Below are 17531 nucleotides of genomic sequence, written 5' to 3' on the forward strand. Positions count from 1 at the left end.
CTGCATGCCATCGCAAGAGGCGTTCCACGCCACTTCTCATTCGTGGAGTGCGCGTCTACTTTCGTTCGTCCCTCGTGCCCGGGCGAACGGCTGCTCGGTGGTCGGGGCGGCTTCACAGTCGGGAGCTCGCATGAAGGTGGTGCTTCGTTTCGGTGCGCTGGCGGTGGGCGTGGCGCTCGCTACTGGCGGCGGGGTGGGAGAGGCGGCGGAAGCGCCAGCGCGCAAGGCGATGAAGAAGCCCGCGGCGTCGTCGGCGTCGAAGACTTCCGGTGCGGCGGGCGCGGCGAAGAAGGGCGCCCAGGCGAAGAAGGCGGAGGAGAAGGCGGCGCCACCGCCGGGTGTCGCGCCGGAGGACGTGCGGCGCGGTCCGGCGCGCGTGAAGCCCGCCACCGCCAAGTTCGCCGACATTCCTCGCATCGCGGACTCGCGCAAGAACGCGCTGGCGGACAAGAAGCGCGACGAGGCGATTGAAGCCTTCAAGCGCCTCATCCCCAAACTCCAGGACGGCAATCAGCAGAAGGCGGAGATGCTCTACCGCCTGTCGGAGCTGTACTGGGAGAAGTCCAAGTACCTCTACCAGTTGGAGATGGACCGCTTCCTCGCGGAGGAGAAGAAGTTCGACGCGGCCCAGGCGCGGGGCGAGAAGCTGGAGGCCCCCAAGCAGGACCATCGCGAGAGCGAGCGCTACCGCACGGAGACGATGGGCATCTACGAGGACATCCTCCGGGGATACCCGCAGTACCCGCAGCGCGACGAGGTCCTCTTCTCCATGGGCTACAACCTCTACGAGCTGGGCCGGCGTGACGACGCCGTGGCCCGCTACGAGGAACTCATCAAGGACTTCCCTCGTTCGCAGTTCGTGCCGGACGCGTACATCCAGCTCGGCAATCACTACTTCGAGTCGAACAAGCTCATCCCCGCCAAGGCCAACTACGAGAAGGCCCGCGACTCCGGAGTGCCGAAGATCTACGGCTACGCCGTCTACAAGCTGTCCTGGTGCGACTACAACACTGGCGACTACGACGCGGGCCTGAAGAAGCTGCACGAAGTCGTGGACTACGCCGCGAAGCAGCCGGAGCTGGGTGACCTGCGCACCGAGGCGCTCAATGACCTGACGGTCTTCTACGTCCAGTTGGATCAGCCCAAGCAGGCCGTCTCCTACTTCCGCGAGAAGGCGCCGGCGAAGCGCCAGGGCCGGCTCATCGCCAAGACGGCCGCGGGCCTGGTGGACGCGGGTCACTTCGACAGCGCCATCCTGCTCTACCGCACGCTCATCGACGACGAGCCCATGGGCGTCAGCGCGCCCGAGTACCAGCAGGCCGTCGTCCGCGCCTTCGAGGGTCTGCGCCAGCGGCAACAGGTCCGCAAGGAGATGAAGCGGATGGTGGACCTCTACAGCCCGGGTGGCGAGTGGTGGAAGTCCAACGAGGGCAAGGCCCCCGTGCTGCGCAACGCCTTCAACGTCACGGAAGAGGCGATGCGGGTGATGGTGACGGAGTACCACCAGGAGGCGCAGAAGACGCGCCAGGTGGAGACGTACCGGCTCGCTCGCGACATCTACAAGCAGTACGTGGAGGCGTTCGCCTCCAGCTCCAACCCGGAGTACGTGGCGGACTCCGCCTTCAACCTCCGCTTCTTCTACGCGGAAATCCTCTGGGCGCTCGAGGAGTGGCAGGCCGCGGCGGCCGAGTACGACGCGGTGGTGGCGTTCAAGATTCCGGACCGCGACTCCGCGCGAGAGGTCTCCAGCGAGAGCTACCGCAAGAGCGCCGCGTTCAACGCCATCCTCGCCTACGACAAGCTGGTCAAAATCGAGCGCGGTCAGCTCGCGAAGAGCGACCTCAAGGACGGCCAGAAGGTCGACGAGAAGAAGGACAAGGGCGACGTCGCGCGGCAGAAGATCGTCAAGCGCGACGCGAAGGAGAAGGAAGAGGAGTCCCTGACGAAGTTCGAGGAGAGGCTGGTCTCCGCGTGCGACACGTACGTGAAGCTCTACCCGGACACGCAGGACGAAATCGACCTGCGCTACCAGGCGGCCGTCATCCTCTATGACCGCAGCCACTTCGTGGACGCGGCGCGGCGCTTCGGCGAAATCATCGAGAAGTTCCCCGAGGAGCGTCGCTCGCGTGACGCCGCGGACCTCACCATGTACGTGCTGGAGAGCCGCCAGGAGTGGCTGGAGCTCGCCACGCTGTCGCGCAAGTTCCTCGACAACAAGAAGCTGGCCAAGCCCGGCTCCGACTTCGCGCTTCGCGTGGGCCGCGTGGTGGAGGGCAGCCACTACAAGTGGGTGGACGAGGTCGTCTACAAGCAGGAGAAGAACCCGAGGAAGGCCGCCGAGGAGTTCCTCAAGTTCGTGAAGGAGTTCCCCAGGTCGGAGAACGCGGACCGCGCGCTCGTCTACGCCATGTCCATCGCCCAGGAGGCCGGCGAGCTGGACCGGGGCATCGAGGCGGGTGAGCGCGTCCTGGCCGAATACCCGCGCAGCCCCTTCGAGCTGAAGGCGCGCTACACGCTGGCGGGCCTCTACGAGAAGGTCGCCGACTACCGCAGGGCCGCGACGCTGGCCGAGTCCTTCGTGGCCCAGTACGACGCCTCGCTCAAGGCCGGCGAGGCCGAGGGAAAGAAGTCGAAGGACGCTCGCGCCAAGACGACGGCGAAGAAGAGCGACACGCCGGGAGGCGAGGAGGACGCGGACTCTCGCCGCTCGCAGAAGGCGGCCGAGCGCAAGGCGCTGGAGGCCGAGGCGGGGGCCTGGGTGGCGGATGCCCAGTTCAACGCGGGCGTGTGGTGGGAGGGCGCCGGTGAGGCCCAGAAGGCCGTGGCCGCCTACAACGCCTACGTGATGCGCTTCCGTGAGCGCAAGGACGTGCCGCAGGTGGCCTACTCGGGCGCGCTCGTCTGGGAGAAGGAGCGCAAGTGGAGCGAGGCGGCCCGTGCGTTCGCCGCCTTCGCGGACGGCTACGGACGGGACTCGCGTGCGACGCCCGCGCAGCTCTACCTGGCGCGCTACCACGAGCTGCTCGCGTGGCAGCAGCTCAAGAACGCGCGCGAGCAGGAGCGCGTGCAGGCGGAGCTGGTGCGCTCGTACGGCCGGCTGCCCGAGGCGGTGCGCAAGGAGGATGCGACGCTCAACGCGTACGCCCACGCGCGCTTCCTGGCGCTGGAGCCCACGTGGAAGCGTTACTCGGACATCCGCTTCACTCGGGTGAGCACCATCCGCAGGGACCTGGCCGCCAAGCAGCGCGAAATCCAGCGCATTGAAAAGGAGTACCTCGCGGTGCTCTCCACGGGCTCGGGCGAGTGGGGCATCGCCTCGCTGACGCGCATCGGCCTGGCCTACGCGGACTTCGCTCGCAACATCATGGACTCGCCGGACCCGACGGGGCTCGATGAGGACCAGCTCGGCATGTACCGCGCGGAGCTGGAGAACCTCGCGCTGCCCCTCGAGGACAAGGCCAACGAGGCGCTGGAGAAGGCGCTGGAGAAGTCCTACGAGCTGGGGCTCTACGGCCCCTGGACGCTGGCCGCGCAGGACCAGGTGAACCGCTTCCACCCGGGCGCCTATGCGCAGGTGCGGCAGGTGGGCTACCGCAGCAGCGACACGCTCGCGACGGCCGACCTCGCGAAGGAACCCGGAGGAGCCGCGGGCGCCACCGCCACGCCGGCGCCGCCCCCGGACTCGAACGCCCCCACGGCTCCCGCCGAGCCGAAGGAGGGCGCTCCGAAGCCGCCAGCCTCCGAGGACAGAACGCAGGCACCCACGGCCGCGGTGCAGGAGGTGCGGCCATGACTCGCGACACGTCGAAGACTTCCACGGGAATGATGCCGATGAAATGGTTCCGCTCGCTCGTCGTCGGCTCGCTGGCCTTCACGGCCGGGTGCGCTTCGGGTCCTCAGCAGAAGCCCTCCGCGCTGCCGACGAAGCAGGCGCCCTCCGCGCCGGCCTCCTCGACGACGCCCTCCCAGCTCGCGCGGCCGGAGGCGAAGGAGGCCAGCGCCTCCGACCACTTCACCCAGGCCCTCCAGGCCTATGAAGCCGGAGACCTGGACGCCGCCCGTCAGGGCTTCGAGAAGGTGCTGGCGAAGTCGCCGCAGAGCCTCAACTCGCAGTTCAACCTGGGCGTCATCGCCGAACGCCAGGGCCGCGTGGACGACGCGCGCAACGCCTACGAGAAGGTGCTCCTGCTGGAGCCGGCGCACACGCCCTCGGTGGTCAACCTGGCCAGCGTCTACCGCAAGCAGGAGCGGGGGGATGATGCGATTGCCCTCTTCGAGAAGGCGCTGAAGGCACCCGGTCACGCGCACGACGCGGCGCTGCTCAACGGCCTCTCCGCGACCTACCGACAGCTGGGCAAGCTGGACCAGTCCGAGCTCACCGCGCGCCGCGTGCTGGAGCGCAACAAGGACCACCCGGACGCGTACAAGAACCTGGCGTACGTGGCCTACGCTCGCGAGAAGTACCGCCTCGCGGAGCTGCTCGTGGGCACCGCGCGCAAGCACGCGGAGAAGGACCCGTCCCTCTACAACCTGCTGGGCATGGTCTACCTGAAGCTCGACGAGCGGCCGCGCGCGCTCGCGCAGTTCCAGAAGGCCGTGTCGCTCGACGAGAAGTACGCCCCGGGCCACCTCAACCTCGGTGCCCTGGCGCTCAGCTACCGCGACTACGCGGGCGCCGAGCGGGCCTTCACCCGCGCGCTCGAACTGGAGCCGGACTCCACGGAGGCGCGCCTGTCGCTGGCCTGGGCGCTGGATGGACAGAAGGGGCGCGACTCGAAGAAGGGCATCGCGGCGGGCGAGGCGTTCGAGAAGGTGCTCGCCAATCGTGCGGACCTGCCCGAGGCCGTGTGCGGCGCGGGCTGGGCCTTCGCCTCGGACCGCACGGGCTGGGAGCGCGCCGTGGCCTTCCTGGACCGCTGCAAGTCACTGGAGTCCACCACTGAACAAGAGCGGCAGATGATCACCGCCAAGGTCCAGGGCCTCCAGAACATGCTCAAGGCCCCACCGCCGGAGGCCGCCACCGCCGGCGCGGAAGGCGAGAAGAAGGACGAAGCCACCGGTGGCGCGGGCTCCATGCTGAACCAGCTCCCGCAGGACGCGAACGCGCCCACGGAGGCCACGCCTCCCCCCGCGGAAGGCGCCGGGGCAGTCGAAGGGGCGACGACGCCCGAGGCAACCGAGAGCGCTCCAGCGGAGGCCGCGCAGCCGAGCGGTGAGGGCACGGGCACGTCTGCTCCCGCACCAGTGCCGGCGCCCCAGGGTGCGAGCGCTCCGCCCACGAAGTAGGACGGCAGGGATGACAGGGTCTGGGGGAAGTTTTTTCCATCCTCCAGGCCCCCACGTGGAAGGCGGCGAGCGAGTTCCATAGGATTCAGGGACTTGGATTTGGATCGCCCCGTGCAAGGACTCGCGGGTACCTCTTCGAGAACCCGCTGTCACACCCGAGGAAGCAACAGGAGGGCTGGGTATGAGGCGTCTGGCATCGACGGTGACGGTGGTGGGGCTGCTGTTCAGTGCGCCAGTGGCGATGGCGCAGGAGCAGGGTCAATCGAAGGACACGGTGAAGATCGTCCAGGAGGAGGACCGCACGGTCTTCCGGAAGAAGACGGTGATCGATTTCACCGATGTCGCGGTGGAGGGCGAGCTGACGAAGCCGGAAGGCTCGTACGTGCTCCACCGCAAGAAGACGGACTTCCAGAGTCTCATCAAGGTCCGGGAGAACTTCGACCCGGAGCTTCAGAAGTCCGTCGACAACCTCTAGCGGCGGCGGTCAGGCGTTTTCGGGAGCGGAAGGGAAGAAGGAAGAATCCTCATGGCGGCGGCGAAGAACAACGGCTTGACCCTTCGAATCACGGGGCCTGATGGCTCCACGGTGGAAACCGTGTCGGAGGCGGAGAGCGTTATCGTGGGGTCGGGCGCCCAAGCGGCGGTGAAGATTCAGGATCCGCGGGTCTCCAATCTCCATGTGATGCTCAAGGTAGACAAGGACGGCTCGGTCACGGCCATCGACCTCGGGAGCGAGGGCGGCACGGAGGTGAGTGGCCAGAAGCTGGTCATCCCCACGGCGCTCAAACCCGGGGACGTGCTTCGCGTGGGCGGCACGCGGGTGGAGGTCCTCTTCGGAGGCGACCCACCCGAGCGCCAGGCTCCCGCGGGAGCCAAGGTGTCCGGACCGCGCTTCCAGGGCTCGGTGACGCAGCGGGCGCCGACACCGGTGCCCATGGCGATACCGCAGGTGGTGACACCGCCCTCGGCGGGAGCAGGCCAGACGCGCGGAGGGTTCGTCTTCACGAGCCCTCGCTCGGAGCCTGCCCAGTCCGTGGGTGGACTGCGCACCGAGCGGGTGGCACCTCCCGCGGTGAATCGCGTGGGGCCTCCACCTCCGCCTCCAGCGGCCCGGGTGGAACGGCCTGCTCCGGTGCCACCCGTCGCCGCGGCGCCCAGGCGCGCGGTGCTTCCCCACCTGCAGGAGCAGCTCCCGCTCGAGGCGATGCCCACGGCCCGGGAAAAGGTACTCCAGGTGTCGATGCTGTGGGGCGACACGCTGTTGCAGGTACAACACTTCAAAGACGGCGTCCCCGTCACCATCGGCGAAGGGAAGAAGAACTTCTTCAACGTCTATGTGCCCTCGGTGGGCAAGCGGTACGAGCTGGCGGTGAGCCGGGGGGACGTGCTGGAAGTGCACGTGCCGGCGGGCTCGGGTGCCATCGTCACCGAGCGTGGGAACGTGAAGTCGAAGGACGCGCTGCGCGCGGCGGGGCAGCTCACCGGGACGGCGGAGGACAAGGAGCAGGTCTTCAAGCTGGGCCTGCATGACCGGGTGGAGGTGTCGCTCGGCACGGTGGCCTTCGTGGCGCGGTACGTGAAACCGTCGCCGGTCATCGCGGCCAACGCGTTGGTGGAGGCGGACTACACGTTCTTCAAGATCGCCACCATCTGCCTGATGGCGGGCGTGGCGGTGGTGCTGGCGATGGCGCTGACACCGCGCGCGGAGCGGGCGCCGCACGACGACATCTTCGAGTCCCAGCAGCGCGTGGCGAAGTTCCTCGTCACGCCGGAGAAGAAGCTCGAGCAGAAGAAGCTCCAGCTCACCGGCGTGGAGGAGGGCGTGAAGGCGAAGGACGAGGAGGGCAAGTTCGGCAAGGAGGACGCGAAGCAGGCGGAAGCGGCTCCGTCCAAGCCCGGCACGCCCGTCGTCGACAAGACGAAGAAGGAGAAGGACCGCCAGGTGGTGGGCAAGGTCGGCCTGCTGGGCGCGTTCAAGGGCATGAAGGGCGGCGCCTCGGACGTGTTCGGCCCGGGCGGTTTCGGCACCGGCCTGAACAACGCGCTGGGTGGCCTCAAGGGCGGCGCGGCCATGGGTGACGCGCAGGGCGTGGGTGGCCTGGGCTCTCGTGGCGGAGGCACCGGTGGTGGCGGCACGGCCATGGGCATCGGTGGCCTGGGCACGAAGGGGGACGGACGTGGCGCGGGTGGCTCGGGCGGCATCGACCTGGGCGGCCGTGGCAAGTCCATCACCAAGGTCATCCCCGGCAAGACGACCGTGGTCGGCGGCCTGGACAAGGACGTCATCGCCAAGGTCATCCGGCGGCACCAGAATGAGATCAAGTACTGCTACGAGTCGGAGCTGAACAAGGAGCCGAGTCTGGCGGGCAAGGTCGCGGTGGCGTTCACCATCGACCCGACGGGCGCGGTCTCCGACGCCACCGTCTCCGAGTCGACGCTGGGCAACTCCCGCGCGGAGCAGTGCATGATTTCCCGCATCCGTCGCTGGAAGTTCCCGGAGCCCAAGGGCGGCGGCGTGGTGGCGGTGACGTATCCGTGGATGTTCTCGCCCGCCGGTTCCGAGGGCGAGGGCTGATAGCGGACGCGGGCGCTGTCGGGACGCCCTGAGCGTCCCTCAAGTGGCGTGGACGGAACGGTCCACGCCACTTTCATTTCAGCCCCTCATTGCCGAAGTGAGGGGGGCGTCACTAACGTCCGGCGCCGCTTCCGGTTGGACCGGGAGGGCACCGCGTGGGGAGGACCCGTGAAGAAGTCCCAGCTGGTTGCCGCGCTTGCGCTGCTGTCGACTCCGGCCCTCGCGGCCACGCCCCCGGAAGGGGTGGACTTTCAGCCGCGCCGCGGCTTCTACACCGACACCAACATCGGCGTGTTCTTCACCGTGGGCGGTGAGAACGCGTACTCGAACGCGCAGACCTACCTGCAGCTCGGGGTGGGCTATGACCTGACGGAGCGCATCTCGCTGGGCGCGCACTTCGGCATGGGCTCGTCCGCGCAGAACTGCTTCGCGGGCTATCTGCCGGGCACGGAGACGTGCGCGCTCTCCGACAACTTCACCATGCAGTTCCTGGACGTCTCGGCCGCGTACCACGTGCGGCTGATGGACCGGCTGTACCTGACGCCCAAGCTCGTCGCTGGCTACACGCGGATGGACCCCGCGCCGGTGGACCCGGACGAGGGAAACCCAGGCCGGGCCATCAGCTCGCCCAACGCGGGCGTGGGCGTGGGGCTGGAGTACGCCACGGGCATGGACCACTTCTCCGTGGGCGCGGACCTGCTGGCCCGCTACGTCATCGGCCCCAACATCACCTCCTTCGCCATCTTCCCGAAGGTGAAGTACACGTTCTGAGCCCCACCGCGCTCAGGCGCCCGCGAGCCTGCCTCCGTCGACAGCGAGCGTCGTTCCCGTGACGAACGACGCCGCGTCCGAGCACAGCCAGGTCACGGCCCGAGCGACCTCTTCCGGTGTCCCGATGCGTCCCATGGGCACCGCGCGGACGATGGGTGCCCGGCGCTCCTCGGGGAGCTGCTGGATGCGGCCGGTGAGGATGGGCCCCGGGGCGACGACGTTGAGCCGGATGCCCTGGTCCGCGTAGTCGAGCGCGGCGGAGCGCGTGAGCCCGATGATGGCGTGTTTGGTCGCGCTGTAGCCGCCCATGCCCCGGACACCCTGGAGCCCCGCGGTGGACGCCATGTTGACGATGGCGCCCCCGCCGGACGCGAGCATCGCGGTGAGCTGATGCTTCATGGCGAGGAAGAAGCCTCGCACGTTGATGCGCCAGGCGCGGTCCAGGTCCTCGACGGAGAGCTTCGCCAGGGGCGCGGGCATGTGCCCATCCGCGGCGTTGTTGAAGGCCGCGTCCAGCCGACCGAACCGCGCGATGGTGGTGCGGACCAGGGCCTCGATGGACGCCTCGTCGCCCAGGTCCGTGGGGACGGGGAGGGCGGTGCCTCCCTGCGCTTCGATGTCAGCGGCGAGCGCGCGCAGGGCGTCCTCGGAACGCGCCGCCAGCACCACGGAGGCGCCCGCGTCCGCGAACGTCCGGGCCGTCACCGCGCCGATGCCCCGGCTGGCGCCGAGGACGATGGCGACCTTGCCACTCAACGGGCCGTGGCTCGTCATGACGCCGCCTCCCACTTCGAGATGGCGCCGCCCACCAGGACCCAGCCCAGCGCGAGCACGACATGGCGGCTCCAGGAGAGCTGGAGCCAGCGTTGTCCGCGCGCCGCCAGCTCCCCGTCGTAGGGCCCCTGCGCCCCCGCGGCGGCCAGGGCGTTGATCTCCGGGGCGAAGATCGCCCCCGACAGGACCCAGACCAGGACGTAGGCACCCAGGGCTCCAGCGAGCAGCTTGCGGCGAACCGGTGAGCGCCAGTTGAGCACGAGGGATGCGACGAGCGTCCCGAGCAACGCCGCCTGGAGAGGCAGCCAGAAGGCCATCGCGCTCCCGGCCCGCTCACCAATCAGCAGCAGGGACGTGGGGGGCGCCTGGAACCAGGCCGGCATCACGAACAGGGCTTCGTTGATGCCCGCGCCGAGCACCAGCCCGAACAACAAGCTGCAGTACAGCAGGATGTAGAGTGACCGCTTCTTCCCCATGGTGACCTCCGTCGGGCCCGGCGTCGGCGAAGACCGAATCCCCGGCCCGTCGTCACCGGGATGATTGGGAGAAGGTTGAAGTCATTCAACTATTGAATCCGTTAAATTATGTGAAGGAGGCCTCGCAATCGAGGTGGGTGCGAGGCACATTCGGTCCATGGCTGGGGACGGCTCGAAACGGAAGGAAGCGCTGGCGGAAGAGGTCTGGCGACACTGCTTCGGCTTCTTCATGCGCACGCGCGCCCAGAGAGACCGGGTGTTGGAGCGGCTGGGCCTCACGCCCAACGATGCTCGCGCGCTTTCCAGCCTCGAGGCGGGAGCGGGGAAGGTGATGCGCGCTTTGGCGGAGGAGTGGGGGTGTGATGCCTCCAATGCGACCTGGATGGTCGACCGACTGGAGGCGCGAGGGCTGGCCGCGAGGACAGCGGACCCGAAGGACCGGCGGGTGAAGCGCGTGGCGCTGACCCCGCGTGGCGCGAAGGCCCGGCGTCAGCTCCAGGAGGGGATGTACGAGCCACCGCCCGAGCTGCTCCAGCTCGACGTGGCGGAGTTGGAGCAACTGCGCGCCATCTTCGAGCGACTGGCACCCCCACGAGGAACCGGCGACCGCTGACCCGAACCACGGAGGCCCCGCCCGGGTGCGCTCCACCACGGGAGCCTCGGTGCGCGTGTCACCGGAGTGCGAGGGGTTGGACGTGGACCCGATCCGGACGGCCAGCCACCCCTTGAGCCCGGACGCACGAAGGGCCCGCCCCCGAAATCGGGAACGGGCCCTGGGTGCTACACCGGCCTGGGGCCGGCGTCGGGACTACTCGGCGTCGGCCGCGCGCTCTTCACGCTTGCGGTCGCGCTCGGCGCGGTAGCGCTCGCCCACGGCCAGCGACTTCTTGCGCATGCGCACGGACTTGGGCGTCACTTCCACGAGCTCGTCGTCGGCGATCCACTCCAGGGCCTTCTCCAGCCCCATCTCGCGGGGCGGGACGAGGATGACGTTCTCGTCGCGGCCAGCGGCGCGGATGTTGGTGAGCTTCTTCTCGCGGCAGCAGTTGACGTTCAGCTCGGACGGGTGAGCGTGCTCGCCGATGATCATCCCCTCGTACACGGTGATGCCGGCGGGGACGAACAGGTAGCCGCGCTCCTGGATGCTGAACAGCGCGTAGGGCACGGTGTCGCCCAGGCGGTCCGACACGATGGCGCCGTTCTGCCGCTTCGGGATGTAGCCGAACCACGGCTCGAAGCCGTCGAACTGGCTGCTCATGATGCCCTCACCACGCGTAATCGTGAGGAACTCCGAGCGGAACCCGATGAGGCCGCGAGCGGGGATGCGGAACTGGAGGCGGGTGCGGCCCGAGCCCAGCGGCGCCATGTCCGACATGCGGCCCTTGCGAGGCCCCATGCGCTCCGTCACCACGCCGACGCTGGTCTCCGGCACGTCGCAGAACACCAGCTCCATCGGCTCGTGCAGCACGCCGTCGATGTGCTTGGTGATCGGCTCCGGGTTGGAGGCGGTCAGCTCGTAGCCCTCGCGGCGCATGTTCTCGATGATGACGGCCAGCGCGAGTTCGCCACGGCCGACGACGCGGAACGCGTCAGGCGTCTCCGTGTCCTCCACGCGCACGGCCACGTTGCGGTAGGCCTCGCGGTACAGGCGCTCACGCAGGTTGCGGGAGGTGACGAACTTGCCTTCCTTGCCCGCCAGCGGCCCGTCGTTGACCTTGAAGATCATCATCATCGTGGGCTCATCCACGGTGATGCGCGGCAGCGCCACGGGCTTCTCCGGGTCGCCGAACGTGTCGCCGATGGACACGTCCTCGATGCCGGCGATGGAGACGATTTCACCGGGGCCCGCGTCCTGGATTTCGACGCGCTTCAGACCGGAGAAGCCGAACAGCTTGACGATCTTCCCCTGCTCGACCTTGCCACCCTCGCGCACGACGGAGACGGGCATGTTCGGCGTGAAGCGACCGGCCTGCACGCGACCCACCGCGAGGCGGCCGACGTAGTCGTCGTAGTCCAGGTTCGCCACCAGCAGCTGCGGCGTCTTCTCTTCCGACGCGGACGGGGGCGGGATGTGCTTGATGATGGCGTCGTACAAGGGCTCCAGCGTCTTGCCGGGCACCTCGAGCGACGTGGACGCCTGACCCTGACGGGCCACGGTGTACAGGACGGGCATCTCCAACTGCTTATCGTCCGCGCCCAGGTCGATGTAGAGCGAGTAGACCAGATCCAACACTTCGGGAGCGCGAGCGTCCTGACGGTCGATCTTGTTGATGACCAGCACCGTCTTCAGGCCCATGGCGAGCGCCTTGGTGAGCACGAAGCGCGTCTGGGGCAGGGGACCTTCGGCCGCGTCCACCAGCAGGATGACGCCATCGACGAGGCGCAGACCGCGCTCCACCTCACCACCGAAGTCGGCGTGGCCCGGGGTGTCGATGATGTTGATCTGCATGCCCTTGTAGCTGACCGCGGTGTTCTTCGCGAGGATGGTGATGCCCTTCTCGCGCTCGAGGTCGTTGGAGTCCATCACCCGTTCGGCGACGTGCTCGTTGCTACGGAAAGTGCCCGCCTGCCGCAGCAGGTGATCGACGAGCGTGGTCTTGCCATGGTCGACGTGGGCGACGATGGCGACGTTACGGATGTTTTCGCGAGGAATCATACGAACCAAACTGAGGTGAATGGCGGGGGGGAAGCCGCGTTGTGGACAGGTCTCCCGATCCCCACCGGAACCCGGAAGGCGGGGGCTTATATGCCGTGAGTGCGGCTCCTGCAATGAGCGCGGATGCTCCCCGGACGTTCAGCCAGGGGGTACACCCCGCCCGACAGGGTAAAGGCCGGGTATCCGGGGCATCTCGTCACCCGGGCGTCACCCTCAGGAACCCACTGGGGAGGAATTCCAGGCCTTGCCGCCCAGGGAGCCGGGGGTGGAAGGCATGCCCAGCCGCTCGCGGAGGAAGCGTTCGATGCGGACCTCGACCAGCCCCGGGGCCTCCAGGGGGGCGGTGTGGGTGCCGTCGGGGATGAGGACCAGCTCGGCGTCGGGAATCCGGGCGGCCATCTTCCGGGACAACCAGCCGGGGGTGAACTTGTCGCGCTCGCCGGCGACGACGAGGGATGGGACGTCCACGTGCAGCAGGTGGTCCCAGGCGGAGTGCTCGGACAGCGAGTCGAGCGTCCGCACGAAGACGACGGGGTCCATGCGGGCCAGGTGCTCGAAGTACGGCGCCAGGTCGTTCCGGGCGATGCGCTCGCGATTCATCTCCAGGGAGATGGCGAGCTGCACCGCCAGCTCCGTGCGCAGCGCCGCGTGGATGAGTCGTGCGGACTGCTCGGGGAAGCGCTCCACCACCCGGCGAAGGGTGGGGAACATCTTCTTGAGGACGGTGGAGTCGTGGAAGGTGTCCAGTGGGTTGCCGTAGCTGCCACACAACAGCACCAGGCCCTGCACGCGGCTGGCGTAGCGGCGGTGGAACTCCAGCGCCACCTGCACGCCCATGGAGTGGCCGAAGAGGACGGCGCGCTCCATCCCCGCCGCGTCCATCACCCGCTGCAAATCATCGCAGGTGTACAGCATCCCGATGCGCTCGCGGTCCTCGGGGATGCCGGAGCGGCCGTGGCCCCGGTAGTGCCAGCGCAGCACGCGGTGGCGCCGTGAGAGGTAGGGCGCCAGGTACTTCCAGGCGAAGCCGTCACAGCCCAGCCCGTCGCACAGCACCACGCCCGGCTCACCGTCGCCGGTGACCTGGTAGTACAGCTCCGCGCCGTCCGGGACGTGCAGGAAGTCCTGATGGAAGTAGACGGCCTGCGCGCTCATGCCTCCGCCTCCGCCTCGTCGTCCTCGGGCAGGCCCCTGTCCAACCCGTAGCGGGCGATCTTCAAGATGAGGTTGGAGCGGCTGATGCCCAGCTCCCGCGCCAGGCGGCTCTTGTTGTTGCGCGTGCGCAACAGGCCCTGGTGAATCATCTCCCGCTCCAGCGCCTCCACCGCCTCGTGCAGCCGGCCGTGGGCGCGCGGGGGGATGAACGGCCCTCCGCCGGGGACGACGGCGTCGCGGATGCGGCTGGACAAGAGCTCCGCGGGCAGCATCTCCAGGTCTCCGCCGAGCACGAGCAGCCGCTCGATTTCGTTCTCCAGCTCGCGGATGTTCCCCGGCCACGCGTAGGCGCCGAGGATGGCCAGGGCCTCGGTGGACAGCCCTCGGGTGCGCTGGCCCTCGCGGTGGTGCTTGCGCAGGAAGTGGTCGATGAGGACGGGCAGGTCATCGCGGCGCTCGCGCAGCGGCGGGAGCTGCAGGCGGATGACGTTGATGCGGTAGAAGAGGTCCTCGCGGAACTCGCCCCGCTTCACCAGCTCGCCCAGGTCCTTGTGCGTGGCGGCGACGACGCGGACGTTGACCTCCTTGTGGTGCGTGCCACCCACGGGCAGGAAGGTGCCTTCCTGGAGCACGCGCAAGAGCTTCACCTGGAGGGCGGGGGACATGTCGCCCACTTCATCCAGGAAGAAGGTGCCGCCGTCGGCCACCTCGAACAGGCCCTTCTTGTCGCGCAGCGCGCCGGTGAAGGCGCCGCGCGTGTGGCCGAAGAGGGCGCTCTCCAGCAGGTTGTCGTTGAAGGCCGAGCAGTTCTGCACCACGAACGGCTGGTCCTTGCGCGGACCGTTGTGATGGATGGCCCGCGCCACCAGCTCCTTGCCCGTGCCCGACTCGCCGTTGATGAGGACGGTGGAGTCGGAGTTGGCCACCTTCTCCATCAGCCGGAAGATCTCCATCATCGGCCCGGAGCGGCCGATGATCTTCTCGAAGCGGTAGCGCTCCAGCGCCTCGGGGGACGGGGGCGGGGCCTGCTCCTCGCGCCGCGCCAGCTCCGACTCGTGGGTGGCGATCTCCTGCGCCGCGAACTCCAGCAGGTCCGACAGCTTCGCCAGCTCCGAGCCGTCCAGGACGGGCACGCGCTCGTCGGCGCGGTCCAGGTCGGAGAACGGCGGCGCGAACTGGAGCAGCCGCGAGCGCAGCACCTCCACGTCGCGCGCGTTGAGCATCTGTCGGGCGAAGCCCTCCACGAAGAGACAGCCCGCGTACTCGTTGTCCACGTAGAGCGGCGCGCCCACGATGCTGAAGTTGAGGTGGCAGTCGTGGAAGAGCGAGCGGCGCACCTTCTTGTTGCCCCGGAACTTCTCGTGCAGCACCCGGACCGACTGGCTGCAGCGCCGCAGGCCTTCCTTCGAGAAGAGGGAGATTCGGCAGAACGGATTGGGGGGCGGGGCAATGTCCCCACGCTGCCACTCGTGCACCACGCCATGCCGATCCGCGAAGGAGAGCTCCATCTGCCACCACTTGCGGATGACATCTCTCAGCATGATGATGGTGTGCAGGCTCTGGTGCTTCTCGAAGTCCATCCCTACCTCCGTCCGGCCCGCGCACCGGGGAGGGAACCGGGCCGTCGGAATCGCGTTTCTCACTTCTCATACCTCAGGACCGGGCTGTATCCGCACTTCTCTCTCCCGTGACTACCTCCACTCACACTCGCGGCGGGGCAGGGCATGGGCATGACCACGACCACGGGCATGACCACGGTCATCATCACCATGGGCACGGGCATGGGCACGGCCCCCGGAAGGGTGGGGTGGCGGAGGAGCGACGCAAGGACCGCACGCGGCTCATCTTCGCGCTCGTCCTGACGGCGACCATCGCCCTGGCGGAGGCGGTGGGGGGCTGGTTGACGCAGTCGCTGGCCCTGATGTCGGACGCGGGCCACATGCTGACGGACGTGTCCGCGCTGGGGCTGAGCCTCGTCGCCCTGTGGTTCGCGGGCAAGCCGGCGGACGTGAAGAAGACGTACGGCTACTACCGGATGGAGATTTTGAGCGCGCTGCTCAACGGCGTGCTGCTCCTGGGCATCACCGGCTTCATCCTCTTCGAGGCCTGGGAGCGTTTCCAGACGCCCACGCCGGTGAAGCTGGGGCCCATGGCGGTGGTGGCCACCGTGGGCCTCTTCGCGAACCTGGGCGCGCTGGGCTTCCTGCACCGCACGCATTCGATGAATGTCCGGGGGGCGTTCCTGCACGTGCTCGGGGACACGCTGTCCTCGGTGGGCGTGCTGATTGGCGCGGGCATCATGGCGCTGACCGGCTGGTTCGTGGTGGACGCCATCATCTCCGCGGTCATCTCGGTGGTCATCGTGGTGGGCGCGGTGCGGCTGGTGCGCGACGCGGTGGACGTGCTGATGGAGGCGGTGCCCTCGCACGTGGACATGCCGCAGGTGAAGGAGTTGCTCCTGCGCGTGCCCGGCGTGACGGCGGTGCATGACCTGCACGTGTGGACCATCTCCAGCGGCGTGTACGCGCTGTCCGCGCACCTGGTGGTGCTGGACCCCATGGTCTGCAACAACGACGAGATTCTCTCGGCGGTGAAGCATGACCTGTTCGACAGGTTCGGCATCGACCACACCACCATCCAGATAGAGAGCGAGACCTACGCCCATCTGGGCGAGGTGCATTGAGAGCGGGCGCTCGCCGACCTGCCCTCGTGGGTGGGGGCCGCGTAGCGCAACGGACGCTCCCTCAAGCTTCATCTTGCGCTGGGCCCCGAGGGCGGACGATTCTCCGCGCCCCATGAGCGTGCTGGACAAGGTGCTGTCATTGCGACCCGGCAACACGGTGGCCCGCGTGGGCCCGGGCTCTCGCATTCCGCTGCTCAACCCGCGTGAGCCGCTGCGCGCGCTGGAGCGCGTCCCCGTGGCGCTGCCCTGCCTGCCGGTGCAGGCGAAGGGCGCCCTGCCCGGACTGCTGCGCGCGGCGCGCTCCGAGGACGCGGTGCTCGGACTGGCGTGTCCCCACCCCACGGCGGACCGGGGCGCGGCGGAGCGCTTCGTCGCCGCGGTACACGAGGCCGCGATGGAGGCGGAGCACTCGCGGCCCCTGTTCCTCCAGGCGGGCCCCGTGCGGGTGACGACGGCGGACGAGGACTCGATCGGTCCGCTGCGCGAGGGCATCTTCCGGGTGGTGGACGCGGGCTTCTCGCTGGTGTCCCTGGACCTGTCGCGGCTGGACTCCTACGCCGCCGTGGAGGCCGTCAACGCGCTGGTGGGCCCCGTGACGGAGCGGGAGCTGTCCCTGGAGCTGAGCGCCCCGGCCCCGGCGAATGGCGGCCTGCTGGACGCGTACCGCACGCTCTTGGAGGGGCTCAAGCAGTGGAAGGTGCCGGTGCGCTTCGTGCGAGTCTCGGAGCGCGATTTGGGCGGCGGCGAGCCGGACGTGGGCATGCTGCGCTCCGTGGTGGACCTGGCCGCGGAGTACGGCGCGGCGGTCTGTGTGGGCGACGTGCGCGAGGGCTTCCCCCGGACGCTGCCGACATATGTCGCGGCCGGTGCTCGCAAGGTGGACTGCGTGGGCCCCTTCGAGCGGCTCGCGCTGGGCTCCTGGTCCGCGGACATCCGCGCGAGCGTGGAGGAGAAGTCGGCGGCCTCGGGTGTGGCGGCCGGGGAGCTGCTGAGCGTGCTGGAGGACAGCCTGCCGCCCCTGGAGCCGAAGGCGAGGGAGCGACTGGAGGCGCTGTCGTTCGCGGAGGCGTCGGAGGTCTTCGCCGCGCTGGGCGCGGTAGGCACGGGCCACGCTGTCATGCGCTTCCTCGCGGAGAACCGGGGCGAGTAGCCGCC

At 68.7% G+C, this 17531-nt stretch carries 13 protein-coding genes; 8 read left to right on the forward strand and 5 right to left on the reverse strand.

Annotated elements, in window-relative coordinates; genetic code table 11:
* Positions 1 to 130 precede the first annotated feature (130 nt).
* The 5 genes from HUA78_RS30975 (at position 131) to cglE (ending at position 8632) form a co-directional block, all read left to right on the forward strand.
* Entirely contained in the window at positions 131 to 3793 is a 3663-nt protein-coding gene (locus HUA78_RS30975; RefSeq protein ID WP_174477780.1) for a tetratricopeptide repeat protein, read from the forward strand.
* The gene (locus HUA78_RS30980; RefSeq protein WP_174459185.1) at positions 3790 to 5286 is read left to right on the forward strand and encodes a lipopolysaccharide assembly protein LapB; all 1497 of its coding nucleotides are present in this window, start codon (positions 3790 to 3792) and stop codon (positions 5284 to 5286) included. The genes HUA78_RS30975 and HUA78_RS30980 overlap by 4 nt, the downstream gene beginning before the upstream one ends.
* 181 nt (positions 5287 to 5467) lie before the next feature.
* Positions 5468 to 5761 (forward strand): hypothetical protein, encoded by a 294-nt coding sequence (locus tag HUA78_RS30985; RefSeq protein WP_141646035.1) that lies wholly within the window; start codon positions 5468 to 5470, stop codon positions 5759 to 5761.
* 51 nt (positions 5762 to 5812) lie between these two features.
* Complete coding sequence (locus tag HUA78_RS30990) at positions 5813 to 7861, forward strand: TonB family protein (protein WP_174459184.1); 2049 nt, start codon at positions 5813 to 5815, stop codon at positions 7859 to 7861.
* A gap of 168 nt (positions 7862 to 8029) precedes the next feature.
* On the forward strand, positions 8030 to 8632 hold the full coding sequence (gene cglE, locus HUA78_RS30995; RefSeq protein ID WP_174466517.1) for an adventurous gliding motility protein CglE: 603 nt from the start codon (positions 8030 to 8032) through the stop codon (positions 8630 to 8632).
* A gap of 12 nt (positions 8633 to 8644) precedes the next feature.
* Here cglE and HUA78_RS31000 read toward each other — a convergent pair whose 3' ends face one another.
* Together HUA78_RS31000 and HUA78_RS31005 are read right to left on the reverse strand one after the other, a co-directional pair.
* On the reverse strand, positions 8645 to 9406 hold the full coding sequence (locus HUA78_RS31000) for an SDR family NAD(P)-dependent oxidoreductase (protein WP_174477781.1): 762 nt from the start codon (positions 9404 to 9406) through the stop codon (positions 8645 to 8647).
* Positions 9403 to 9882 (reverse strand): DUF1772 domain-containing protein, encoded by a 480-nt coding sequence (locus HUA78_RS31005; RefSeq protein WP_174462037.1) that lies wholly within the window; start codon positions 9880 to 9882, stop codon positions 9403 to 9405. The genes HUA78_RS31000 and HUA78_RS31005 overlap by 4 nt, the downstream gene beginning before the upstream one ends.
* Positions 9883 to 10039: 157 nt before the next feature.
* Here HUA78_RS31005 and HUA78_RS31010 point away from each other — a divergent pair, with 157 nt between their 5' ends.
* Positions 10040 to 10495 (forward strand): MarR family winged helix-turn-helix transcriptional regulator, encoded by a 456-nt coding sequence (locus HUA78_RS31010; RefSeq protein ID WP_174477782.1) that lies wholly within the window; start codon positions 10040 to 10042, stop codon positions 10493 to 10495.
* Positions 10496 to 10690: 195 nt separating this feature from the next.
* Here HUA78_RS31010 and typA read toward each other — a convergent pair whose 3' ends face one another.
* The 3 genes from typA to HUA78_RS31025 form a co-directional block, all read right to left on the reverse strand.
* Positions 10691 to 12538, reverse strand: coding sequence for a translational GTPase TypA (typA, locus tag HUA78_RS31015; RefSeq protein WP_141646029.1), 1848 nt, complete (start codon positions 12536 to 12538; stop codon positions 10691 to 10693).
* A 213-nt stretch (positions 12539 to 12751) separates the two neighbouring features.
* A complete protein-coding gene (locus HUA78_RS31020; RefSeq protein WP_174459179.1) occupies positions 12752 to 13693 on the reverse strand; it encodes an alpha/beta fold hydrolase in 942 nt (313 codons plus the stop codon).
* The gene (locus HUA78_RS31025; protein ID WP_141646027.1) at positions 13690 to 15273 is read right to left on the reverse strand and encodes a sigma 54-interacting transcriptional regulator; all 1584 of its coding nucleotides are present in this window, start codon (positions 15271 to 15273) and stop codon (positions 13690 to 13692) included. Before HUA78_RS31025 ends, HUA78_RS31020 begins: the two co-directional genes overlap by 4 nt.
* A 107-nt stretch (positions 15274 to 15380) precedes the next feature.
* On the opposite strand from HUA78_RS31025, the gene HUA78_RS31030 reads away from it, so the two are divergent.
* Both HUA78_RS31030 and HUA78_RS31035 read left to right on the forward strand, forming a co-directional pair.
* On the forward strand, positions 15381 to 16376 hold the full coding sequence (locus HUA78_RS31030) for a cation diffusion facilitator family transporter (RefSeq protein ID WP_174459178.1): 996 nt from the start codon (positions 15381 to 15383) through the stop codon (positions 16374 to 16376).
* Positions 16377 to 16488: 112 nt separating this feature from the next.
* Entirely contained in the window at positions 16489 to 17526 is a 1038-nt protein-coding gene (locus tag HUA78_RS31035) for a hypothetical protein (protein ID WP_174477783.1), read from the forward strand.
* The last annotated feature ends 5 nt before the right edge of the window (positions 17527 to 17531 follow it).

Origin of the sequence: Myxococcus sp. CA033, assembly GCF_013336625.1 — a bacterium.
In the GTDB taxonomy this organism is placed as follows: Bacteria; Myxococcota; Myxococcia; order Myxococcales; family Myxococcaceae; genus Myxococcus; species Myxococcus llanfairpwllgwyngyllgogerychwyrndrobwllllantysiliogogogochensis.